The sequence below is a fragment of the Paenibacillus sp. LS-5 genome (assembly GCF_056121505.1).
Genome location: NZ_JBWAVA010000004.1, coordinates 229,004 through 252,029, shown reverse-complemented (window position 1 = coordinate 252,029; position 23,026 = coordinate 229,004). Strand labels below are relative to the sequence as shown.

Below are 23,026 nucleotides of genomic sequence, written 5' to 3'. Positions count from 1 at the left end.
AGCGGGCTGGGCGGGAATGGGAGGCGTTTTGGATTTGGGTTCCGATTTCGGATTCATAAAAAGACTATTAAAACAAGGAACGAAGAGAAAATTTGGAACTGGAGAAGCGCCAGCGTTCGCCTTTATCCTCGGATTTCTTCCGCGATAAGCGGTTAAAATCAGGAAATCTGAGGATAACAGCGATCGGAAGTCCAAATGTTTATCGTAGTGACTGCATTAATAGGAATTTTCGAAGAAGGAATGCAGAGCCAAGTCCTTATCAGACTTCTCTCGGCGCAGCAAGCAAACCCGGCACGTAGATAAATACATTTGACACAAAAGGAAGTGTGCGAACATGAAAGTATCAACCTCCTGGCTCACGGATTATATATCGCTTGAGGGCGTTACCGCAGATGAGCTGGCCGAGAAAATCACGACCGCCGGCATCGAGATCGACGGTGTGGAGCGCCGCAACAAAGGCCTGTCCGGTATCGTGGTTGGTTATGTTAAATCGAAAGAAAAGCATCCGGATGCTGATAAGCTGAATGTGTGCATCGTAGACGCCGGACAAGGCGAGGATCTGCAGATCGTCTGCGGAGCCAAGAATGTGGCCGCGGGCCAGAAAGTCCCGGTTGCATTAGTAGGTGCAAAGCTTCCGGGTCTGGATATCAAAAAGGCTAAGCTTCGCGGTGTATTGTCGCAAGGGATGATCTGTTCCGCCAAGGAGCTCGGGCTCAACGATAAATTGCTCCCCAAGGAGCTGCAAGAGGGTATTCTGGTGCTTCCTGAGGATACGGAAATCGGTCAAGACATCCTGAAGGTGCTTGACCTGAATGATGAGGTTCTGGATTTCGATCTGACCCCGAACCGTTCCGACTGTCTTAGTATGATTGGAGCCGCTTATGAAGTAAGCGCCATTCTGGGACGGGAGCTTAAGCTGCCTGATCCGGCAGCGGATATCGTTGAGGCGGGCGGACTGGCATCGGACTCCATCTCCGTCCGGATTGAGGACGAAGAATACTGTGCGCATTATTCGGTACGTTACATTGCCGGAGTGAAGCCTGCCCCATCTCCGCTCTGGATTCAGAACCGTCTGATGGCTGCAGGGGTACGTCCGATTAATAACATCGTGGACATTACCAATTACGTAATGCTGGAGTACGGACAGCCTCTACATGCGTTTGACGCCGATAAAGTGGAAGGCGGCGTATTGGGTGTGCGGTTTGCCAAGGAAGGTGAGATTCTGACCACGCTTGACGGCCAGGAGCGTAAGCTGGAGCCGCAAATGCTTGTCATAGCGGATGGAGTGAAGGCTGTAGGCCTGGCTGGTGTGATGGGCGGACTGGATAGTGAAGTAACAGGTGAAACCGTGAATATTGTGCTGGAATCAGCCAAATTCGATGGCGGAACCGTCCGCAAAACCTCCCGTCAGCTGGGACTGCGCTCTGAAGCTTCTCTCCGCTTCGAGAAGGAAGTGGACCCGAATTCTGTTATTCCTGCATTGAACCGGGCAGCAGCCTTGTTGGCCCGTTATGCCGGGGGTACTGTGCATGAAGGGATTGTTCAGGCAGGCAGCGGCTCGGTGGAGGAGAAGGTAATCACCTTATCCATTGAGAAGCTAAATCGCTATCTCGGTACAGAGCTGTCTTTGCTGGAAGTGAAGACTATATTCAGCCGTCTGCATTTCAAGTATGGAGATGCCGCGCAAGGTCTCGTCGAGGTGCAGGTTCCGACAAGACGCGGTGATATCAGCTATGATGTCGATCTGATTGAAGAAATCGCCCGGTTATACGGGTATGACAATATCCCTACAACTTTGATTGAAGGTGTGACTACACCAGGAGCACTGACGAGCGAGCAGTCCCAGCGCCGTGAACTGCGCCGTCTGCTGGCACATGGCGGCTATCAGGAGGTTATGGGGTACTCTTTCATTCAGCCGGAGCAGAGCAAGCTTTTCCCGGCGTTTTCTGAAGGCCAGCTGTCTGTCAAACTGGCGATGCCGATGAGCGAGGACCGCAGCGTACTGCGCACCAGTCTGATTCCACAGCTGCTGGAGATCGCCCGCTACAACACTAACCGCCGCCAAAGTGATCTGGCGCTGTTCGAGATCGGGAATGTGTTCTTCACGGATGAAGAGCAGCTTACCCGCCAGCCCCGTGAGCTCCCGGTGCTCGGACTTCTGCTGAGTGGAAGCCGTACGTCCAAGCAATGGAATGTTGCTGAACAGCCTGTGGACTTCTTCGACCTGAAAGGTGCACTTGAAACAGTATTTAGCCACTTGGGCCTAACGGATAGTGTGGTTTACGAAGGCGACGCTCCGGAGAATTACCACCCGGGCCGTTCGGCATCGATATACTTGCAGGGTACAGAAGGACGAGTGAAGCTGGGAACATTTGGCCAGCTCCATCCTGAGCTGCAGCGCGGACTGGATCTGGAAGATACCTATGTGGCCGAGCTCCTGCTTAAGCCACTCTACAGCAACGCCCGCACCAATCTGCAATATACTGAGCTGCAGCGCTTCCCGGGTATGGAGCGGGATATCGCAGTTGTGGTGGATTCTGCAGTGCCTGCAGGGCACCTGCTGGCTTCCATCCGTGAGAACGGCGGAACTCTGCTGCAGAATGTTCAGGTATTTGATGTATACACGGGAGGCAAGATGGAGAGCGGCAAGAAGAGCGTTGCCATTTCGCTGCTGTACCGTCATACGGATCACACACTGACCGACGAAGAGGTTGTAGAAGCGCATGAAAGAGTCGTATCCGCACTTCAGCAAACTTTTGGCGCCGAATTAAGAAAGTAGCAGGAATTGTGCAAAGCCGCAGCGAATCCCTTTAGAAACGGAGTTCGCTGCGGCTTTTTTCTAACGCTTGAAGCTGCGGCGGCCACCGGCATAATCTATGAAATAAACGGCTTTTTGGCAAAAGAGAATAAATCACGCTACAATAGGAGCAGGGATACCAGCTTAGAATCCGCACACATACAAAGGAGGGCACAACTGTGGCTATGGACCGGACTCGTGTCGCCGTGGAGATATATGGAACTTCTTACAAACTTGTCGGAAGCAGCACTGAATATATGAAACAGGTTGCCCGCTATGTAGACGAGCATATGCGTGCAATCTCCAAATCTCATAATCGATTAGATACCCCGCGGATCGCGGTGCTTGCTGCCGTACATATGGCAGAGCAGGCCATTCAGGTACAGGACTTTAAGAATGAGCTGAACATGCTGACCGGAGAGCGTACGGAGCTGCGTGTAGAAGTTGCACGTCTTACGGAAGCGCAGAAGGAGCGGCAGGAAGAGTACGAACAGATGGAAGCCGCCGCCCGGGAGGAAGCCGCCCGTCTGATTGCCGCTGCCGAAGAGGAGCGCAGGCGGCATCTTGAGATTCAGGAGCAGGAGCGCAAGCTTCATGCGGAGGCGCTGCTGGAAGCGGAGAAGGCAGCAACAGCCGCCAGAGAGCAGCTGGCTGAAGAGCTTAAGGCGCGTGAAGCGGAGCTGCTGTCTCTGCGCGGGAGCTATGAGCAGGAGCAGGCTGCTGCCCGTGAGAGCCACCGGCAGGAGCTTGCTGCCGCTGAGGCGGCCCGTCTGCAGCAGCTTGAAGAACTCAAAGCTGCGCATCTGCTGGAGCTGGAGACTCTGAGAGAGATGCTGGACCAGGAGAAGAAAGAAACTCTGTCCCAGCTTGAAATGGAGCTCGCACAGACCCGGGAATCGCTCGGAGGCGAGATTGTAGAGATCCGTTCGTCACTGGGCAGGGAGCTGGCAGATACCAAGTCTGCACTGGAAAAGGAACTCACAGAGGAACGCGAGGCGCTTCAGAAGGAGCTTGCCAAGAATAAGGAACTGCGGCAGTCGCAAGGCACGCAGGAGCATCGTCATAAGCAGCAAGTGCAGGAGCTGGAGAAGCAGCTGGGCGAGCTGCGCGGCGGCACCGGGCAACTGCAGTCTAGGTTGCGTGCAGCTGAAGCTGGGCTGAAGGGTGAACGTGATGCCCGAATGACTCTGCTGGCTCAATACGAGGCTGTGCTGAAGCGGGAAGAACAGCTGACAGAGGAGCTTCATACGGCCGTGCAGCAGGGAACACTGCAGCGGGACGAGCTGGAGAACCTGCGCCAGCGTCATGAGGCTGCGCAGAACGAATCGGCAGGACTCCAAGCTTCGCTGCGGGAAACTGCGGAGGGTCTTAGCCGGGTGCAGGAAGAGCTGCGTGCTGCAAATGAACTCGGAGACCTGCTCAGTGCAGAACTGGGTGAACTGCGCCAGCGTTATGAAGATAAGCAGGAAGAAGCTTCAACCCTTCGCCAGTCTCTTGGTGAAGCCAAGTCTGGCCTGCATCAGCTGCAAGGCCAGTTGAATCTGTCTGCAGCAGAAGCAGCGGACTGGAAAGAGCTTGCCGACAAGCACATGGAGGATATCGGGGAGCTGGAGATGAAGCTGCTGGAATCGGAAGAGAAGTCTGTGGCACTGCAGAGTGAGATTGAGACACTGCGGGGGCAAGCCGACGGCATGGTGCAGCAGCTTGACCGTGAATCCGCGCGGCGGGCCGAAGCGGAGACAGAGAGGGAGCAATACCGCGAAGAAGCGGAAGCCTCCCGCAAGGAGCTTGTCGCACTGCGCGTACGTTATGAGGAGCTTATCGCGCAGTATGATGAAGTACTGCAGGACGGTGAGCAGCTGAAAGAAAGATACGAGCTTCTGGAGGCGGAAGGCGAAGAAACCGCCCGCCGTCTGGAAGAGCTGTACGAAGCTGGAAGGGAAGCCGCCGCTACGGCGGCAGAGCAGCAGGAAATGCTGCGGGAGACCCGCGAGGTGGAGGCTTCCTGGAAATGTAAGTACGAGGAGCTCCAGCAGAGTCAGCAGCAATGGAGCGAGACGGAAGCACAGCTTCGTGAAGAGATTGAGATTTGGGAGCAGGAAGCGGGCAAGGCCGAGGCGGTAACGGATTCCATGAGCCGTGAACACGAGCTAGTGCAGGAGCAGCTTGCCGAGATCGGCGAGAACTTTGAGCTGGTGCAGGGCCAGTTGCGTCTGGTGCAGGCACAGCATGAGCTCCAGCAGAGCGAGATGGACAAGCTCTCGGAGGAGCATCGCAGACTTCAGGCGGAATATGCCAAGCTCCAGAGTGAATATAATGAATGGATTCAACTGATCGAACAGGACAGTTGAATAGCGGACGCATGAAGAGAAGGGGCTGGCCCAAGCAGAGGTACTGCATGGGTAACAGCCCTTTTCTGTGTGGAAAAAATCATATGCAAATATTGCAACCGTTTACATTCCGGGTTAGGATGTGGATGAGGTGAGTTGAATGGATAAAAAATGGCTGGGCGGTGTCATTGTATTATTTCTTCTACAGGCTTATTTATTTATTGGTTTTGCCAATCATTCCGCCCGCATGGGCAGCATTGTTAAGGAATTAAGCGGGCATCCGGGTGAGCGTAAGCCTGGTTACCATATTGTGCTGATCGAACAGGAACGATATCACCCGTATTGGGAGATGGTTGAGAAAGGTGCAAAAGAATCCGCTGAGAAATACGGGATCGATATTGAATTTACCGGTCCGGTCCGCAACAACATGGAGGAACAGATCAGTCTGCTGGAAAAAGCAATTGCGGCCCGCGTGGACGCCATTATTGTACAGGGACTGAATGATGAGAAGTTCACTCCGGTGATCGATAAAGCCGTGGAGCTTGGAATTCCTGTGATTACCATTGATACCGATGCTCCGGAGAGCAAACGGCTGGCTTATGTAGGGACCGATAATGTAGCGGCGGGCGAAACCCTTGGCCGCATGGTTGTGCAGGCAACCGGAGGGAAAGGGAGAATCGGGGTGATCATCGGCAGTGAACAGGCCAAAAATCAGCTGCAGCGTCTGAATGGCTTAAGCCATATCGTGAAGAACTACAGTGGGCTGAAAATTGTGGATGTCCGCAGCTCTAACATTTCTCATATGGAGGCTATTCAGCAGGCAGCTGACATGCTGCGGCTGCATCCTGAAATTGATGTGATGGTGGGGACCAGCTCTACGGACGCGTTAGGGGTTCTTAAGGCTTCCAAGAGTATAAAGAACGGTTCACTGACGATCATAGGCTTTGACAACCAGGAAGAGACACTCGCTGCCATAACAAGGGGTGAGATTAAGGCCACCGTGGCACAGCAGCCCTTCCTGATGGGGGATATGGCTGTAAGACTGCTTCATGAGCATTTTCAGGGAATCCCGCTGCAGCAGGAATACTACACAGAGGTACGGATACTGGACCAATCCAATGTTCAGGAAGGGGAGAGCCTGTGAGTATCCGCAAAAAGCTGTTGATTTGTATCCCGCTGCTTGTGCTGCTGATGAGCTCCGTCTCCTTTTTTCTGTTTGAGAGCGGGAAAAATGTGCAGGAGAGCTATCATCTGATGATGAACCGGATTTTGCTATACAAGGAAGTTTCGTACGAGGTTGGGGAGACCATGCGGTCGATGAACCGTTTGATCATGCAGGTGGATGCCGGCAGCTTTCCGGAAGTAGAAAAACATCTGAATGCCGCGGTGGAACTGCGGGAGAGGCTGGAGAGTGTGGAGACGATAGGCGGCAGCGACCTTCCTCTTATGAATTACCGCAATATCATGGATACATTTCTGGAACAGGCGAAGCAGATGATCGCGGAGATTGATGTTCAGGATTCCAATACGTTGGCTGGGGCGTATATCGAAACGGAGCAGACGGAAAAGTTCATTCGTGAGGAAGCGCAGGCTTTGGTCGATATGGAGCTGGATCAGTATAAGCCGATATATGAGGAGATTATGTCCACAACGGACAAGCTCAACGAGCTGGGGATTCAACTGGTTATTACTGCGGCGGTGCTGAGTATCTTTATGGCGATCTGGCTTTCGAGTAGTATAACGGGGCCGATTCGCCGGCTGGTGGCGACCGCCAAGCAAATATCGAAAGGCCGGATGGACACCAAGGCCCCGGAGAGTATTAACAACGACGAGATTAGTATTTTATGCCGGGCCTTTAACGGAATGATCGATAATATCCAGGAACTGATGGCGGAGAATATCAAGAGCCTGGAGAAGGATCGGCTGGTCAAGGAGCTGGAGCTGAAAATGCTGCAAAGTCAGATCAACCCTCACTTTCTGTTCAATACGCTGAATTCTATTGCCAAGCTGGCTTATCTGGAAGGGGCAGCCAAAACAAGTGATCTGACCGTCTCCGTTTCGCGTCTGCTCCGTTATAACCTGCAGAAGCTGGATCAGGCTGTTCCGCTGCGCGAGGAGGTGGAGCATGTTACAGAATATATCAATATTCAAAAGGCGCGTTTTCGTGAACGGATTACCTTTGTGATGGATATTGAAGAACAGGCGCTGGAGGGAATGATTCCATGTCTGACGCTGCAGCCGATTTTTGAAAATGCCTTCGTGCACGGTCTGGAGCATATGGAGGAAGGGGCGGTGCTGGAGCTGTCGATCAGGCATGACGAAGGACGTGTGAATATCAGAATTAGTGATAATGGCGTAGGGATGAACCGTGAGACCGTAGACAGGCTAATGGAATCGATTCGGGAGGAAGCCCCCCGTTTTAGCGGAAAAGGCCAGTCCACCGGACTTGGCACACATAATGTATTCAAAAGGCTGCATTTATTTTTTGAAGGAGAACAGCGGATTGAAATCGACAGCAGTGAAGGGCAAGGGACGGCCGTATTGTTCAGATTGCCTTACCGCCCGTTGGTCTAAGACCCGGGAATCAGAGAGGGGAATACACGGATGTACAACCTGCTTATTGCTGATGATGAACCACTGGAACGGGAAGGGCTGGAGATGATGATCCGGAATTGTTTGCCGGATATGTTCGAATTTCTGCATGCGGAGAATGGACGGAAGGCCATACAGCTTGCGGAGGAGAACAGGCCGGATTTTATCTTCATGGACATCAAAATGCCGGGTATTCACGGATTGGAGGCGGTCCGGCAAATTTCGGCTAAGCACCCCTCGGCTAAAATAGTCATGATAACTGCCCATGATTATTTCTCCTACGCAAAGGAAGGACTGTCGCTGGGAGTACGTGATTATTTGCTGAAGCCGGCCAGATGTGAGGAGGTGATGGAGGTCCTGAGGCAGCTGATTGCCGAAACACAGGAGGAGAGGTGCAGGCGGAATGAACAGCTCGAGCTTCAGGAGAAGCTGGCCCACCTGCTCCCGCTCGCCGAGAATGAGCTTTCCCTAATGCTGATGCTGGAATATGTGCAGGAAGTGGAGCTTGAACAGCTGGCCGGGCTTCTGAACCTGCAGTGGAGCAAAGGGTATGCTATGCTGTTGTCATTTCCCCGGCACTCCAAAGAGGAATGGAGCGACTTCCAGTTGGCCAAGCGGGATATTTACGAGGCCATTAAACAATTTGTGAAATCAGGTCTGGGTGGCATCGCCGGACCTGTGATCGGTCATCAGATGGCACTGTTTATCCCGTTGTCTCCGGGACGTACGGGGTATTCCCAGCGTGTCAGCTCCCTGGACTGGGGGGAGCGTCTCCGCAGTCTGGTGGAGGACCGGTTTCAACTGTCGGTCTCGGTTGGCATCGGCTCCATTCGTGAAGGCTGGGACGGGCTTAGCCGTTCCTACCGGGAGGCAGCTCGTGTATGCGCCGACAACAACGACCCGCTGAGTGTACGCCATTTTGATGATATGATACAGAGCTCCGGACAGACTGCCATTTCATTGGATGATGAAAAAAAACTGCTGGATGCCCTGCTGCAGCACAATAAGCAGGAGGCAGTGGAGCGTTTTGGTGTAGTGTATGACCATTTTGAGGAAGAAGGGAACCGGTCCTTCGTTGCTTTGCGCGGTGAAGTAATTGGCCTGCTGCTGTTCCTCGCCAGAGGAGTCCATTTCGCAGCCGGCGCGAAGATGATTGCTACGCTTAATGCTTTGGAGGACCCCGGCTCCTTTAGGATGTCAGCAGAATCCTGGCTGGAGGCTATCTTCGACAGCCTGAGGGAAGAGCGGGAGCATAGCCGTTCCCATGTGCAGCAGCGGGCGCTTTTCTACATCAGCCAGAAGTATAAAGAGGATATTTCCATGGAGCAGACAGCAGAGTATGTGAATCTGAGTCCTCATTATTTCAGTAAATTATTCAGGCAGCATGCAGGTGAAACCTTTATTGACTACATTACGCGATTAAGGATCAATGAGGCAAAACGTCTGATTTCCGAAGAGCGCTTAAGCCTTAAGGAAATCTGTTACGAGGTGGGCTATAAGGACCCGAATTACTTCAGCAGGGTCTTCAAAAAAGCTGCCGGCATGACACCGAGCGAATTCAGACTACTGAGTGAGAAACAAAGTCCTTGTTAACCAACAAGGACTTTTTTGCGTTGCATCCCCGTTTTTTCCTATGAAAGCTTCTGGAAAGATTTACATTACATGAGAGAACAATGGAGTGCGGGCAGAAGGTAAAAGAGTGCAGGTATTGGAGACACCGGGGCTGGAATAAACATGCTAGAATTTTTTTGTAAGCGCAATCAAACTTATTTAGCGGAGAAAAGGGGCGAAGAAAGCGTGAGAAAATACGGTAAATTCATTTCTTTAGGGATGGCTGCTTTATTGTTGACTGCCTCCCTGGCGGGCTGTGGAGTAGTCTCAAACGGAGATCAACAGAAAGCGGAGGAACCTGCAGCGAACACCAAAGACGGAGGCAAAATTGTAATTGGAATGTCGATGGATACGCTGAAAGAGGAACGCTGGCAAAAGGACCGGGACATCTTCACTTCCAAAGTGGAAGAACTGGGAGGCGAAGTGAAGGTGCTCGCGGCTAATGGGGATGATGCAACGCAATTGAGCCAGGCGGAACAGCTGATCTCCCAGGGAGTAGATGTGCTCGTAGTGATTGCCCACAACGCTGAAGCTACAGCTCCAATCGTAGAAAAAGCCCATAAGGAAGGCATTAAAGTAATTGCTTATGACCGTCTGATCAACAACGCAGAGGTCGATTATTATATCTCCTTTGATAATGTACGGGTCGGGGAGTTCCAGGCCCAGGCCGTGATTGATAAGGCGCCTAAAGGCAACATCGTCTATATTGGCGGAGCGGATACCGACAACAATGCCCATATGTTTAAAGAAGGGGCCATGAATATTTTGAAGCCGCTTGAAGAAAAGGGCGATATCAAAATTGTCTATGATCAGTTCTCCAAGGACTGGAAGCCTGAAGAAGCACTGAAGAATATGGAGAATGCTCTGACAGCGAATAACAATGACGTTCAGGGCGTGGTTGCTGCCAATGACGGAACTGCTGGCGGGTCCATACAGGCGCTGACGGCACAGGGAATGGCTGGTAAAATCCCGGTATCCGGGCAGGATGCCGATTTGGCTGCCGTCCAGCGCATCGCCGAAGGCACACAATTGATGACAGTCTACAAACCTATCAATGCAATTGCGACCAAAGCTGCTGAAATGGCGGTAGCGGCTGCTAAAGGGGAATCCATTTCTACTGATAAAACAGTGAATAATGGAAAAATTGATGTTCCTTCTGTGCTGCTTGATCCCATTGCGGTCAACAAGGAGAATCTGGACGTCCTGATTAAAGATGGTTTTCACAAGCTTGAGGATGTGTACAAAAACGTTCCCAAGGATCAGTGGCCGAAGCAATAAGTCAGCCTTTGCGGCAAGAGAGGCGGAACGGAATGTTCCGTCCTCTGCCGGTTAGAGGTCGGAAAGGGGACAGAAGGAATGTATGTGTTGGAAATGATGGACATCACCAAGGAGTTCCCTGGAGTCAAGGCGCTGGATCATGTGAACTTCAAGGTCAAGCAAGGAGAAATCCACGCTTTGTGCGGAGAGAATGGTGCTGGGAAATCTACGCTGATGAAGGTGCTAAGCGGCCTGTATCCCGCAGGCTCTTACAGCGGTGAAATCATAATCAGCGGAGAGAAAAAGGAGTTTCATAAAATCACAGACGCAGAAAAGGCGGGTATCGCCATCATTCATCAGGAGCTGGCCCTCGTCAAAGAGATGACTGTCGGCGAGAATATTTTTCTGGGTGCAGAGCCCTGCAGGAGAGGCGCAATACAATGGGATGAGCTGTATCATCAGGCTTCGCTTTGGCTTAAAAAAGTAGGCCTGAACCTGTCACCGGATACCAAAATCGGCAATCTCGGAATAGGCCAGCAGCAGTTGGTGGAAATCGCCAAAGCCCTCTCCAAGCACACCAGGATTCTGATTCTGGATGAGCCTACAGCAGCCTTGACCGAAAGTGAAGTGTCCATCCTGATGGGCATCTTGAACCAGCTTCGGAGCGAGGGTGTTTCCTGTGTATATATCTCACACAAAATGCCGGAGGTCTTTGCCTTGGCAGATTCCATTACGGTTCTTCGGGACGGCCGGACCGTTACTACGCTTGACCGCAGAGAAACCGATGACGACAAGGTTGTGTCTCTAATGGTTGGGAGAGAATTGACGGAACGCTATCCACGCATGGAGCATTCGCCGGGAGAAGTCGTGCTGGAGGTAAGGGATTACAACGTCTGGCATCCGGAGAAGCGTCATCAAAAGGTGCTGCATGATATTCATTTTACACTCCGCAAGGGTGAGATTCTCGGGATCTCCGGACTTATGGGAGCGGGGCGGACAGAGCTGGTAAGCAGTTTGTTCGGAGCTTATGCGGGCAAGTCTGAAGGAAGTGTGCACATTGAAGGGAAGGCTGTGAAGATCCGTTCCATTGCTGAAGCCATTAAAGCAGGAATCGCCCTGGTCAGCGAAGACCGCAAACGTCAGGGATTGGTGATGGGAATGGATGTGAAAAGGAATACAACCCTGGCGACGCTTGGCAAAGTATCCAGGTGGGGTGTCATTAACGAGAATGAGGAAATTAAATGGGGACGCCGTTATGTGCAGGACCTGAAGACGAAGACGGCCTCGCTGGAGACGCCCGTGGGTACACTTTCCGGAGGGAACCAGCAAAAGGTGGTTGTAGGGAAATGGTTGATGTCCGACCCGAAAATACTGATTATGGATGAACCTACCCGCGGAATCGATGTTGGAGCGAAATATGAAATATATAACTTGATGAACCATCTGGTTGAACAGGGAGTGGCGATTATTATGATTTCCTCAGAGCTTCCGGAGGTGCTGGGAATGAGTGACCGGATTCTGGTTATGTGTGAAGGGCAATTTGTGCGGGAATATCATTGGCGTGAGGCCACGCAGGAGAACATCATGCTGGCCGCTACGGGAGGTAAATAGAGATGCAGCTGCAAAATGAAATTCAGGACCCGGAGAAAGTACAAGTTGCGGGAAGATCGCAGTTGCGTGGCCTGTTCGGCAAAATGGATATCCGCGCATACACGATGGTAGGGGCATTAATCTTGATATGGGTGCTGTTTGGAGTCCTTAATCCCACCTTCTTGACTTCGCGGAATCTGTCGAATCTATTTACGCAAATGTCAGTGACATCCATTCTGGCCATTGGAATGGTGCTGGTCATTGTGGCAGGGCACATCGATCTGTCGGTCGGCTCCATTGTCGGATTGACTGGCGGAATAGCAGCCATACTGAGCAATTGGCTGGAGCTGCCAGCTATCGTCGTCATTCTCGGCACCCTTGCCGCCGGGGCGGTGCTGGGACTGCTTCAAGGCTGGCTGGTGGCGTACAAAATGATTCCCGCCTTCATTGTCACCCTGGGCGGGATGATGGTGTTCCGCGGGGTGCTGATGGGGGTGACGGAATCCATGACGATTCCGGTATCCGACCCTGTGCTCGCCATGCTTGGAAATGCTTATTTTGCTCGGGGCTTTGGCATTTCGCTTGGCGTTCTGGCGGTAGGATTTCTGCTCTGGAGCGCATTCAATAAACGGCGTTCCCGTAAAAAATACGGCTTCGAAATTGCTCCGCTGAGTATGGATATTGCGAAGGTTGCAGCGCTGGCATTGCTAGTAGTAGTCTTCGTAGCTGTGATGAACAACTATAAAGGGATTCCTTTTCCTATTATTTTTGTAATCGTACTGGCAGCGATTTTTTATTTTATTTCAACCAAAACAACATTTGGACGCCATATCTATGCTATTGGCGGTAATATTGAGGCTGCTCGTCTCTCCGGAATCAATATCAGACGAAAGACCATGCTGATCTTTCTGCTTAGCGGACTGCTGGGCTCTATCGCTGCTGTCGTGTTAACTTCACGTCTTGCTTCTGCCACGATCACTGCAGGGAATATGGCGGAGATGGATGCCATTGCCGCTTGCGTGATTGGGGGAACCTCACTGATGGGTGGAGCGGGGACAGTGATCGGCGCACTCATCGGGGCACTAGTGATGACCTCGCTTGATAACGGAATGTCACTTATGGGGCTGGAATCGTTTTGGCAGTATGTAGTGAAAGGCTCTATTCTGGTAATAGCCGTCTGGTTGGACATTTCCAACCGGAGCAAAGGTGTGAAGTAGAGTTATAGGCAACCGGATAGGAACAGCAGCAGCCGGCCTAGGGGAAGTCCCTTTAGGCCGGCTGCTGCTTTTTTATATCTTCTATTCTACGATCACCTGAGCAGACATCCCGCTATGGCCCGAGCCGCACATGATCGCACAGGTCATTTCGAAGGTTCCGGCTTCGTCCGGGACAATAATCCGGGAGGAGTCTTTGCCGTCCAGGCGCAGATTCAGCTCCGGGATCAGAATGCCATGATTCCCGCTTTCATTTTCAAAAACAATTTTTACAGGAACCCCTTTTTTCAAATGGTACGTCTTTTGATCAAAACTGTAGTTCGTAGCTGTAATGATGAGTTCTTCGTCTGCTGTAATACCGGCATCAGCTGTTTCCTTCTGAGAAGCTGCGGTGCTGTTGTTACTGCTGGTACCTCCGCAGGCGGATAGGATTAGCAGGAAAGCGATGGACAGCAAAAAGGCTAATCTTCGGTTCATCTTCATCCTCCTTCAGGATACGGTTGGTTTTGCCTGACTTTGTCGAAATTTGCAAATAAATGATGCGAAATCGTTTAAAATTTATTATACTTAAAGCTATTCTATTATAGTTCGAGAAGTAGGGGATTACCATTAATTTAGCCCAAATATCGCTGAATACGGAGAAGTGGCACCGTAAAATATTGTCTGGCTACTGGATCATTGTTTTTTGCATGCTGGCTTCCCAGCTTGTATTTGTTTTGTCGAATTCTGGAGTTGAAGTCCGCACAGTCCTCATGCCTGCCAAAGGACATTTGTTCATCGTATGCAATCTGATGATTCTGATAGCGATGATCTCAGCCGAGATGTGGCTCCGGTCCACCTTGCTATATCACAAGCAGGCTGTGGTCGTATGCGGGTTTATGGTGTCTTATCTTATGTATTTTGTCTTTGAACCCTTTGTACATGGAGCGCAGATGGCGCTTATGCTGCCTATAATGATTGCCCTTATATATTTTGACCAGAGGCTGCTTGGTATACTGGGCGCGTTCAGCTTGCTGTTCTATGGCGGAATTTACTTCGGGCTGGAGCGGAGCATGCTGGGAAAGCCGCTGACGGAGTTTTTGATGGTGGAAAGTGTGTTCATCGTGTTTGTTGCCATGACCCAGGCTGTCATTATCCGCGCCCGTGAGGTGAGTGAGCATCTGGAGCAGTTAACCAAGTCTGAACAAGGACTTATGGTAGAACGGGCGATCTCGGATAAGCTGCTGAAGATTGACGCTCTGACCGGACTATACAACCATAAGACCTTTCATGAGTATCTGGATTCACTGCTGGAACAGTGTGAAAGTAATGGCCTAAGGCTGCAGCTGGCGCTGTTTGACATTGACAATTTCAAGCGGGTCAACGATACCTATGGCCATTGGGTTGGGGACCTTGTACTCAAAGAGGTAGCAGCGAAGGTAGGCGGCATGATTGGTTTAAATGATTTTGCAGCACGGTATGGCGGGGAAGAGTTTGCGGTTATTTTTACGGATAAAAGCTTTCAAGAGGCTTATGCCGCAGCTGAAGAGCTGCGAATGAACATTGCGGCCATGGAGCATACCTATGCCGGCGGGAAGCCGATTACAGTCAGTATTGGATTGTGCGATTACCAGCATGGGGATGGAAAAGAAATGCTGTTCCGCAAAACGGACCAAGCCCTGTATTCGGCCAAGCGCAACGGTAAAAATGCAGTAGTCACCGCTTCTGTGAATGATAATATCTTGGCTTACGCCTAAGTGTATACAACAAACCCCCTGATTCCGCTATAATTCGGAATAGGGGGTTTCCTGTCTGCAAGAAGACCAGCAGATTGATTCTTTATTTTGCAGCTTCATACGGTGTGGAGACCGGCAGGAACAAGTCGATGATTCCTATGACGAGTGCCGCCATAAGCGCTCCCAGGACGGTGACACTGACACCGCTCACGATGAATTGGGCGATCCAGATGACCAGTGCGCTGACGAGAAAACCGACGATACCGCGGCCGAAGGGCGTTGTTTTTTTGCCGAAAATGCCCTCAATGACCCAACCGAGGAGTGCAATGACAAGCGCAAGAACAAGCGCACTCCAGAAGCCGCCAATGGTGAATTGCGGAACGATCCAGCCAACCACCAACAGCACGATCGCTGCCACGATAAATCGGACCACATGACCTAAAAATCTCACTGAACTAACCTCCTTTGGCCTTCGCATAAGGATATGTGCATTTGTTATTGTTGCCTGCATCTGATTTTCTATTCCCTTAAAACTTACCCAAATAGCGAAACCCGGTTGAATTAGGTATAATGTAACCATCTATGAAGGGAGCTGTGACTGTAATTGGACGACAAAATTTTGCATACGCTTGAATATCGCAAGATTTTAAATAAATTAGCGCAATATACGCAAACCCCGATGGGGCGGTTGCTGGCAGAAAGTCTCAAGCCTTCCGGTGATTTTGAAGGTGTGAAAAAGCTGCTGCAGGCTACGGACGAAGCTGCGAATGTCGACCGGCTGAAAGGCATACCTTCCTTCGGAGGCATCACAGACATCAAGATGGCCCTCAAACGTGCCTCTATTGGAGGGTTGCTGGGAACCAGTGAGCTCCTCTCTGTCGGGAACACTATTGGCGGTGCGCGCAGAGTGAAACGGTTTCTGGCAGCCATGCATGAAGATGAGAATATCTCCCTTTTGTTCGCGCAAAGCGATCTGCTGTCCGAACAGAAGCATGTAGAGGATGCCATCCGCAGCTGTATTGACGAGAATGCCGATGTGCTTGACACGGCAAGCCCTGAACTGGCTACCATCCGCCGTGAGCTGCGCGGAGGGGAGACCCGGATCCGCGAGAAACTGGATTCGATGATCCGCTCTTCCTCCGTAGCCAAAATGCTGCAGGACCAGCTTGTTACGATTCGAGGTGACCGTTTCGTCATTCCGGTCAAAGCGGAATACCGTGCCCATTTCGGCGGAATCGTGCATGACCAGTCGGGCTCGGGTGCTACGCTTTTTATCGAACCGGAATCCATTGTGGCAATGAACAACAAGCTGCGTGAAACCCGTCTGCGCGAGGAGCGGGAGATTGAGATCATCCTGCACCGCTTGACCGCACTCGTTGGCGATATTGCCGAAGAAATGGCTTACGATGTAGATATTCTGGGCGAGCTGGACTTTATATTTGCCAAGGCGCGTCTGGCCCGTGACATGAAGGCGATACAGCCCCGCATGAATGACCGGGGCTACCTCAAGCTCCGCAAGGGACGGCATCCGTTGATCCCCGCAGAGCAGGTGGTTCCGCTGGATGTCGAGCTTGGCAACCAATATAGCTCGATCATCGTGACCGGACCTAATACAGGCGGTAAGACGGTCACGCTGAAGACGATTGGTCTGCTCAGCCTGATGTCGATGTCGGGATTGTTTATCCCGGCAGAGGAAGGCAGCCAGATGTGTGTATTTGATGCGATTTATGCCGATATTGGCGATGAGCAGAGTATTGAGCAGAGCCTCAGTACCTTCTCCAGCCATATGACCAATATTATTTCCATTCTGCGCAGAATGACTCCAAAAAGTCTGATTCTCCTGGATGAAGTAGGGGCGGGTACCGACCCGGCCGAAGGTTCAGCCCTGGCTATTGCGATTCTGGAGCATATTCACCGGACCGAATGCCGGATGGTGGCCACTACGCATTACAGCGAGCTGAAAGCCTATGCTTATGAACGCAAAGGTCTGATTAATGCCAGCATGGAATTTGATGTACAAAGTCTCAGTCCTACCTACCGGCTGCTGATCGGTGTGCCAGGACGAAGCAATGCGTTCGCCATTGCCGAACGCCTCGGTATGCCTAACGCCATACTGGAGCATGCGCGCGGTGAGGTGAAGGAAGAGGATCTGCGTGTCGAGCATATGATTGCTTCGCTGGAAGAGAACCGACTCGGAGCGGAGAACGAGCGTGAACGCGCCGAAGTGATCCGCCGTGAAGCGGAGGAATTCCGCAGCCGGCAGCAGCAGGAGCTCGAGAAGCTCGAGAGCCAGCGTGACAAGCGGCTGGAGAAGGCGGAGAAAGACGCCAGTGCGATCCTCGATAAGGCCCGCAAGGAAGCCGAGCAGATCATTGGTGATCTGCGCCGCCTCGCTTTGGAGGAAGGGGCTTCCGTTAAGGAGCATAAGCTCATTGAAGCCCGACGCCGCCTGGATGAAGCGGAGCCTGCGCCCCGCAAGAAGACAGTGGCCAGAAGCAACGTCAAGGCACCAAGAAAGATCCAGCCTGGTGATGAAGTAAAGGTGCAGAATGTCAACCAGAAAGGCTATGTGGTTGAACTGAGCGGTCCCAAGGAAGCCATTGTGCAGTTTGGCATTATGAAGATGAAGGTCAATCTGGAGGATCTGGAATTCCTGGCCTCTGCACCCGATTCACCGCCTCCTGCACTTCGTCGTGCCACTACGGTCAAACGTACCCGTGATGAGAATATCCGCAGTGAGCTTGATCTTCGCGGTGCGAATCTGGAGGAGGCCATTATGGAGACAGACCGCTTCATTGATGAGGCGTTTCTTGGCAACCTGGGGCAAATCTCCATAATACACGGCAAGGGCACCGGGGTGCTTCGCACAGGCATTCAGGAATATCTGCGTAAGCATAAGCATGTGAAGAGCTACCGGCTCGGGAATTATAATGAAGGCGGCGCGGGTGTAACCGTAGCCGAACTGGAATAGCGGCTGGAGTCCAGCGGAAAGAGGGAGAAGCATGCAAGAAAATATTGATCTTTTGCTGGATCATCCGCTGGGAGCACTGCTGGGCTATTTTACTGTGGCCATTCTGGGCCTGGTGGTATTCCTGTCCTTCTTCGAAATGGTGACCAAATATAACTGCTGGGAAGAAATCCGCAAAGGAAATGTGGCAGTAGCCATGGCGACCGGCGGAAAAATCTTCGGCATATGCAATATTCTGCGCTTCAGCATTTCAGCGGGAGCCTCGATCTACGAAACGATGAAATGGTCGGTGGTGGGATTCCTGCTGCTTCTGCTTGCCTATTTTCTTTTCGAGTTCCTGACCCCGGTCTTTTCCATTGATGATGAAATAGCCGCAGATAACCGTGCCGTGGGTCTGACTGCCATGATGATTTCCGTGTCCCTGTCTTATGTGATTGGTGCTGCTATTTTTTAAAGCGGGGTGTAGAATAACATGAAGATTTTGGTGCGGGTTCTATTCTTTTCTGCCCTCGCATTTATTGCGGCCGGTATAATATATTTAATGATCAACTGAATTCAAATGTGAGGTAAGAAGGAGATATTTCAGATGGAAACAACAGTGTGTCCTTGGTGTCATACGGAAATTGTGTGGGACGAGGAGTTCGGGCCGGAGGATACCTGCCCTCATTGCAACAATGAACTTAGCGGTTACCGCACGGTAACTCTTGGTGTAGATGACCTGGAGGATGAAGACGAGGCGGATGAAGCCGCGGAACCGGAGCAAGAGGAAATAAGCGATGAAGATCTTTGGGATGACAGCGACAAAGAAAGTGTAGTGCCGATATTCAATACCCTCGTACAGTTCGGCGATGATTATGATCTGAAGCTCTATGAGTCGAGCGTGTCCGCTATTCTGGCGGCGCAGCTGGAGGCACCGGAGTGTCCTCAGTGTCATGAGCTGATGCTGCTCTCCGGAACGCAGAAAGTGGAAGGCTTCGAGCCATCATCCCCGGAGGCGCTGGGAGGACCTGTTCTGCAACCGCCTTTCTCATTGAATCTTTTCGTCTGCCCATCGTGCTTCCATGTACAGCATAGTCTGGCGCAGGAAGACCGAATTCAGCTTGTGCGTAATCTGAGCACCGGCAACAAGTAATACAGGTTATGGTTTCTCCATGAGCTGGGCATGTTAAGCAGACACGCCCAGCTGGCAAGGAGGAACGGAATGAAGGATTCATCTCATAAGCAAGAGATACTGCTGCTCGCAGTCAACGGATTATGTTCATTAGCGAGCGTGCTGGCAGGTACATTTTTGAACGTATATTTATGGAAGAATAGGCAAGATTTCTCCATGATTGGCTGGTTTACGGTTGCTCAGCAATTGGCCGTAGGTCTAAGCTTCTGGGTGGCCGGGAAATGGGTAAAGGAACACAACAAGATGAATGCCCTGCGGCTGGGTCTGGCCGTTTCGGGCCTTTTTTATTTGCTTGTACTGTGGCTGGGAAATCGGGCGATTTATTATATATGGCCGCTTGGATTAGTTCTGGGTGTAGCCATGGGTTTGTTCTGGCTGGCCTATAACATTGTTTATTTTGAGATTACGGATGCAGGCAACCGGGATTTTTTCAATGGCTGGATGGGATTGTTAGGTTCATTCACCGGTATCCTGGGGCCTTGGGTGTCAGGCTGGATCATTTCTTCACTGCATGGAGAACGAGGGTATCGCATCGTGTTTATCTTATCCCTCTCTATTTATGGAGCTGCCGTGGTTTTAAGCTTTTTTCTGAAGAAACGCAAGAGTGAAGGGGCATATTTGTGGAAGGAGCCATGGAGAGAGCTGCACCGAAAGGGCAGTGCCTGGCGGCCGGAAGCTGCCGCGCTGGTATTCCAGGGTTTACGGGAGGGCGTGTTTTCTTTTTTGATCGGTCTTCTTGTGTACATAGCGGCTAAAGAGGAAAGCAAGCTTGGACAATTTGCACTGATCACTTCAGCAGTTTCACTGGTCAGCTACTATGCTGCCGGCAAGTGGTTCAAGCCAAGACTCCGATCGGGGGGAATGTTATTCGGAGGTATTTTGCTGATTGCCGTCATTACCCCCCTCCTCTGGAGGGTCAGCTACGGAACTCTGCTAATCATGGGTATTGGCACCTCACTTTTTATTCCATTATATATGTTGCCGATGACCTCAAGCAGCTTTGACCTGATGGGAGAGTCGGAGGAGAGTGTGGGTAAACGTGTAGAACTGGTGGTTCTGAGGGAGCTTTGTTTGATGACAGGTAAGATTCTGGGTGTTTTTGTATTTATAGCTATGCTATCCATTAACGATTCGCCCCGCGTGATCACCTTGTTGATGCTTCTCCTGGGCGCTGCCCCGCTAGGAAGCTGGCTTACACTTCATCGTCTGCTGAAGCGCAAAGCGGAGGAATCCCTCTAATAGTCAATTGAAGGTTAGAACAGGGGGAATACGGCATTGGCCAAAAAAAAGGATTACGGTCTGAGGACAAAGGTTACGGTCATGGTCTCCGCTGTGGTGATGCTGGTCATGATAGTGCTATACATTATTTTCAGAAATCAGATTATTCCTCAGACCAGACATGCCCTGGAGGATAAGGCAATAACTATAGCGCGGACCATTGCTTTGATGCCGCTGGTATCAGAGGGGCTCAGTGAGGGCCGAAGCAAGGAGATTCAGGCCTACACCTCCAAAATCACCCGACGCAATGATATTATGTTTGTTGTCGTCATCGATATGAACAGCATCCGTTATTCGCATCCCGATCCTTCGAAGATTGGCAAGACTTTCGTCGGGGGAGGGCAGGAGATTGCGCTGCGCGGTGAAGAAGGCATCTCAGAAGGGGAAGGACTGCTGGGCAAGTCGCTGCGAGCCTTCGTCCCCGTCTATGACAACAGAGGTTCCCAGGTGGGAGTGGTGGTAGTAGGTCTTTCCATGGAACGGGTGCACCGGCTGATCCGGCAGAATGAATGGACCATTATAGCCATCCTGTTGTCAGGCGCTGTGCTGGGAGCCGGAGGAGCTATGGTGCTGGCCCGCAAAATCAAACAGATGATGTTCGGTATGGAGCCATCCGATATCTCCAAGCTTCTGCAGGAGCGTAGTGCCATGCTCCAATCCACACGTGAAGGAATTATTGCGGTCGACGATCAGGCCCGGATCACCATGATCAATGTAGAAGCGGAACGGCTTCTGGGGACGGCAGGGATTACAGGCAATGTGGCGAACCGACATATCGCAGATTACTGGCCGGAGCTACGTCTGGAGCAGGTACTGTTCAGCGGTGAGGCGAGGCAGGATCAGAATTTGGAGCTGAATGGTATCTCTATCTTGGCGAATAGTGTTCCGATCCGAGTAAATGGCCAGATCGCAGGTGCTATTGCCACGTTCAGGGACAAGACCGAGCTTGCGGTACTGGCGGAACGGCTGTCAGGTATTTCTGTCTATGCGGATGCCCTGCGTGCAGGGGCGCATGAATACATGAATAAGCTGCATGTGATCATGGGAATGACTCATATGGGTCTGTACGATGACCTGCAGCAGTATATTTCGGGAACCGTCATCAATCATCAGAATGAGATTGGTTCGATTACCAGGCACATCAAGGACCCGGTTATGGCCGGCTTTCTGCTGGGGAAATTGAGCAGGGCCCGGGAAGCGGGAATTGAGCTGCAATTGGCCGAGGACGGTTACCTGCCGGAATCTGCAGATCCGCAAGTCATGCATGAACTGATTACCATCACCGGTAATTTACTCGACAACGCTATGGAAATACTGGAAGGCTGCAGCCTAAAGAAGATTGAGCTGGCTTTTCATTATGACCGGGAGCGTCTGATCTGCACAGTGAGTGACAGCGGATCGGGAATTCCTGAAGCACTTCGGGAGCAGATATTTGTCCAAGGATTTTCTACCAAGGGAGAACACCGGGGGATAGGCCTATATCTGGTCCGTAAAAGTGTTGAAAAGCTGCATGGCCGGCTTGAGATCTTACCCGGTGTGGAGCGCGGAACTACGTTCATGGTTGATGTGCCATATGCGGTGAAGGAGGATGAGGCCAGATGACCATTAAAGTACTGATCGTTGAAGATGATCCGATGGTAGCCAAGTTCAACCGCCACTATCTGGAGCAGATCCCGGGCTTCGAGTTCGCGGGCTGGGCTGCTTCGGGCGATGAGGCCGGACGGATGCTCGCAGAGACTAAGGTTGATCTCATGCTGCTGGATTTCCACATGCCGCATACCACCGGGCTTCAGCTGCTTTCCGCTTTGCGGGAGCAGGGGAGTATGGTAGACATTATCGTCATTTCAGCGGCCAGCGATAATGCCAGCATCCGGAAGGCTCTTCAGCTTGGGGCTGTGGATTATTTAATCAAACCATTTGAATTCGCCCGATTTCAGGCGGCGCTGACCACATACCGGGAGGATTTCGCTCTGATGAAGCACAAGGAGAATCTTAGTCAGGAGCAGCTGGATAAGCTGCTGCGCCATTCCCTCAGTACCGAGGAGGACAACAAGAGCGGCACACTGCCCAAAGGTCTAACAGAAGGTACGTTGGAGAGCATTTGGAGCACCATACAAAAGCTTGAGCATCCGGTGTTTTCGACTGAGGATATTACGGAGGTAGCCCCGATATCACGGATCTCCGTCCGCAAGTATCTGGCGTTTCTCACAGAGGCGGGTGTACTGGACATGGAGATCAGCTACGGTGCGGTAGGCAGACCCGTATATATGTATACCGTAACCGCTACGGGCTATGATATTATTGCAAAATATATTTAGGCGGATGCTGAAGCGGAAAGGACCTTTGGGTCCTTTTTTTCATAATCCCAATGATCGATTGAAAACAGTTGGTCCTATTTTTGAGGAGTGGTTGTAGGAGATGGAAGTTGCAGAATCCACTTACTTTAGTTACTTAACAATTTCTTTAATTACGTAAGCTTCCATGATCAGCCCCTTTGCCGCTA

17 protein-coding genes are annotated in these 23,026 nt (G+C 51.5%); 15 read left to right on the top strand and 2 right to left on the bottom strand.

Annotated elements, in window-relative coordinates; translation table 11 throughout:
* The first annotated feature begins 334 nt into the window (after window positions 1-334).
* The 8 genes from pheT to AC0MA3_RS08685 all read left to right on the top strand — a co-directional run bounded on the left by pheT (window position 335) and on the right by AC0MA3_RS08685 (window position 13,394).
* Window positions 335-2,779 (top strand): phenylalanine--tRNA ligase subunit beta, encoded by a 2,445-nt coding sequence (gene pheT, locus AC0MA3_RS08720; protein WP_474655878.1) that lies wholly within the window; start codon window positions 335-337, stop codon window positions 2,777-2,779.
* Window positions 2,780-2,982: 203 nt separating this feature from the next.
* Window positions 2,983-5,148 (top strand): cell division protein ZapA, encoded by a 2,166-nt coding sequence (gene zapA, locus AC0MA3_RS08715; RefSeq protein ID WP_474655992.1) that lies wholly within the window; start codon window positions 2,983-2,985, stop codon window positions 5,146-5,148.
* 139 nt (window positions 5,149-5,287) lie between these two features.
* The gene (locus AC0MA3_RS08710) at window positions 5,288-6,271 is read left to right on the top strand and encodes a sugar-binding protein (protein WP_474655877.1); all 984 of its coding nucleotides are present in this window, start codon (window positions 5,288-5,290) and stop codon (window positions 6,269-6,271) included.
* On the top strand, window positions 6,268-7,701 hold the full coding sequence (locus tag AC0MA3_RS08705) for a sensor histidine kinase (protein ID WP_474655876.1): 1,434 nt from the start codon (window positions 6,268-6,270) through the stop codon (window positions 7,699-7,701). The genes AC0MA3_RS08710 and AC0MA3_RS08705 overlap by 4 nt, the downstream gene beginning before the upstream one ends.
* A 30-nt stretch (window positions 7,702-7,731) precedes the next feature.
* Entirely contained in the window at window positions 7,732-9,312 is a 1,581-nt protein-coding gene (locus AC0MA3_RS08700; protein WP_474655875.1) for a response regulator, read from the top strand.
* A 237-nt stretch (window positions 9,313-9,549) separates the two neighbouring features.
* Entirely contained in the window at window positions 9,550-10,608 is a 1,059-nt protein-coding gene (gene xylF / locus AC0MA3_RS08695; RefSeq protein WP_474655991.1) for a D-xylose ABC transporter substrate-binding protein, read from the top strand.
* Between the two features lie 78 nt (window positions 10,609-10,686).
* Entirely contained in the window at window positions 10,687-12,198 is a 1,512-nt protein-coding gene (locus tag AC0MA3_RS08690) for a xylose ABC transporter ATP-binding protein (RefSeq protein ID WP_474655874.1), read from the top strand.
* Between the two features lie 2 nt (window positions 12,199-12,200).
* Entirely contained in the window at window positions 12,201-13,394 is a 1,194-nt protein-coding gene (locus AC0MA3_RS08685) for a sugar ABC transporter permease (RefSeq protein WP_379160395.1), read from the top strand.
* A gap of 81 nt (window positions 13,395-13,475) precedes the next feature.
* Here the strand turns inward: AC0MA3_RS08685 and AC0MA3_RS08680 are convergent, their stop codons facing one another.
* Window positions 13,476-13,868, bottom strand: coding sequence for a cupredoxin domain-containing protein (locus AC0MA3_RS08680; RefSeq protein ID WP_379160398.1), 393 nt, complete (start codon window positions 13,866-13,868; stop codon window positions 13,476-13,478).
* A gap of 182 nt (window positions 13,869-14,050) precedes the next feature.
* On the opposite strand from AC0MA3_RS08680, the gene AC0MA3_RS08675 reads away from it, so the two are divergent.
* On the top strand, window positions 14,051-15,127 hold the full coding sequence (locus AC0MA3_RS08675; RefSeq protein ID WP_474655873.1) for a GGDEF domain-containing protein: 1,077 nt from the start codon (window positions 14,051-14,053) through the stop codon (window positions 15,125-15,127).
* Between the two features lie 82 nt (window positions 15,128-15,209).
* Here the strand turns inward: AC0MA3_RS08675 and AC0MA3_RS08670 are convergent, their stop codons facing one another.
* Window positions 15,210-15,557 carry a phage holin family protein gene (locus AC0MA3_RS08670; protein WP_379160404.1) on the bottom strand — a complete coding sequence of 116 codons (348 nt, stop codon included), beginning with the start codon at window positions 15,555-15,557 and terminating at the stop codon, window positions 15,210-15,212.
* A gap of 153 nt (window positions 15,558-15,710) precedes the next feature.
* On the opposite strand from AC0MA3_RS08670, the gene AC0MA3_RS08665 reads away from it, so the two are divergent.
* From AC0MA3_RS08665 to AC0MA3_RS08640, 6 genes are all read left to right on the top strand, one after another.
* Window positions 15,711-18,077 (top strand): endonuclease MutS2, encoded by a 2,367-nt coding sequence (locus AC0MA3_RS08665; protein WP_379160407.1) that lies wholly within the window; start codon window positions 15,711-15,713, stop codon window positions 18,075-18,077.
* 31 nt (window positions 18,078-18,108) lie between these two features.
* Complete coding sequence (locus AC0MA3_RS08660; RefSeq protein WP_379160410.1) at window positions 18,109-18,528, top strand: DUF350 domain-containing protein; 420 nt, start codon at window positions 18,109-18,111, stop codon at window positions 18,526-18,528.
* 132 nt (window positions 18,529-18,660) lie between these two features.
* Complete coding sequence (locus AC0MA3_RS08655; RefSeq protein ID WP_474655872.1) at window positions 18,661-19,206, top strand: hypothetical protein; 546 nt, start codon at window positions 18,661-18,663, stop codon at window positions 19,204-19,206.
* 69 nt (window positions 19,207-19,275) lie between these two features.
* Window positions 19,276-20,484, top strand: a complete 1,209-nt coding sequence (locus AC0MA3_RS08650) for an MFS transporter (RefSeq protein WP_474655871.1) — start codon at window positions 19,276-19,278, stop codon at window positions 20,482-20,484.
* A 36-nt stretch (window positions 20,485-20,520) separates the two neighbouring features.
* A complete protein-coding gene (gene dcuS / locus AC0MA3_RS08645) occupies window positions 20,521-22,125 on the top strand; it encodes a DcuS/MalK family sensor histidine kinase (protein WP_474655870.1) in 1,605 nt (534 codons plus the stop codon).
* Window positions 22,122-22,841 carry a response regulator gene (locus tag AC0MA3_RS08640; RefSeq protein ID WP_474655869.1) on the top strand — a complete coding sequence of 240 codons (720 nt, stop codon included), beginning with the start codon at window positions 22,122-22,124 and terminating at the stop codon, window positions 22,839-22,841. Before dcuS ends, AC0MA3_RS08640 begins: the two co-directional genes overlap by 4 nt.
* Window positions 22,842-23,026: the final 185 nt, after the last annotated feature.

Bases quoted from the DNA above. Each gene is read 5' to 3' on its own strand.
- AC0MA3_RS08680 (WP_379160398.1), bottom strand. From the start codon at position 13,868: ATGAACCGAAGATTAGCCTTTTTGCTGTCCATCGCTTTCCTGCTAATC.
- AC0MA3_RS08710 (WP_474655877.1), top strand. From the start codon at position 5,288: ATGGATAAAAAATGGCTGGGCGGTGTCATTGTATTATTTCTTCTACAG.
- AC0MA3_RS08650 (WP_474655871.1), top strand. From the start codon at position 19,276: ATGAAGGATTCATCTCATAAGCAAGAGATACTGCTGCTCGCAGTCAAC.
- AC0MA3_RS08660 (WP_379160410.1), top strand. From the start codon at position 18,109: ATGCAAGAAAATATTGATCTTTTGCTGGATCATCCGCTGGGAGCACTG.
- zapA (WP_474655992.1), top strand. From the start codon at position 2,983: ATGGACCGGACTCGTGTCGCCGTGGAGATATATGGAACTTCTTACAAA.
- AC0MA3_RS08685 (WP_379160395.1), top strand. From the start codon at position 12,201: ATGCAGCTGCAAAATGAAATTCAGGACCCGGAGAAAGTACAAGTTGCG.
- AC0MA3_RS08655 (WP_474655872.1), top strand. From the start codon at position 18,661: ATGGAAACAACAGTGTGTCCTTGGTGTCATACGGAAATTGTGTGGGAC.
- AC0MA3_RS08640 (WP_474655869.1), top strand. From the start codon at position 22,122: ATGACCATTAAAGTACTGATCGTTGAAGATGATCCGATGGTAGCCAAG.
- xylF (WP_474655991.1), top strand. From the start codon at position 9,550: ATGGCTGCTTTATTGTTGACTGCCTCCCTGGCGGGCTGTGGAGTAGTC.
- AC0MA3_RS08700 (WP_474655875.1), top strand. From the start codon at position 7,732: ATGTACAACCTGCTTATTGCTGATGATGAACCACTGGAACGGGAAGGG.
- AC0MA3_RS08690 (WP_474655874.1), top strand. From the start codon at position 10,687: ATGTATGTGTTGGAAATGATGGACATCACCAAGGAGTTCCCTGGAGTC.
- pheT (WP_474655878.1), top strand. From the start codon at position 335: ATGAAAGTATCAACCTCCTGGCTCACGGATTATATATCGCTTGAGGGC.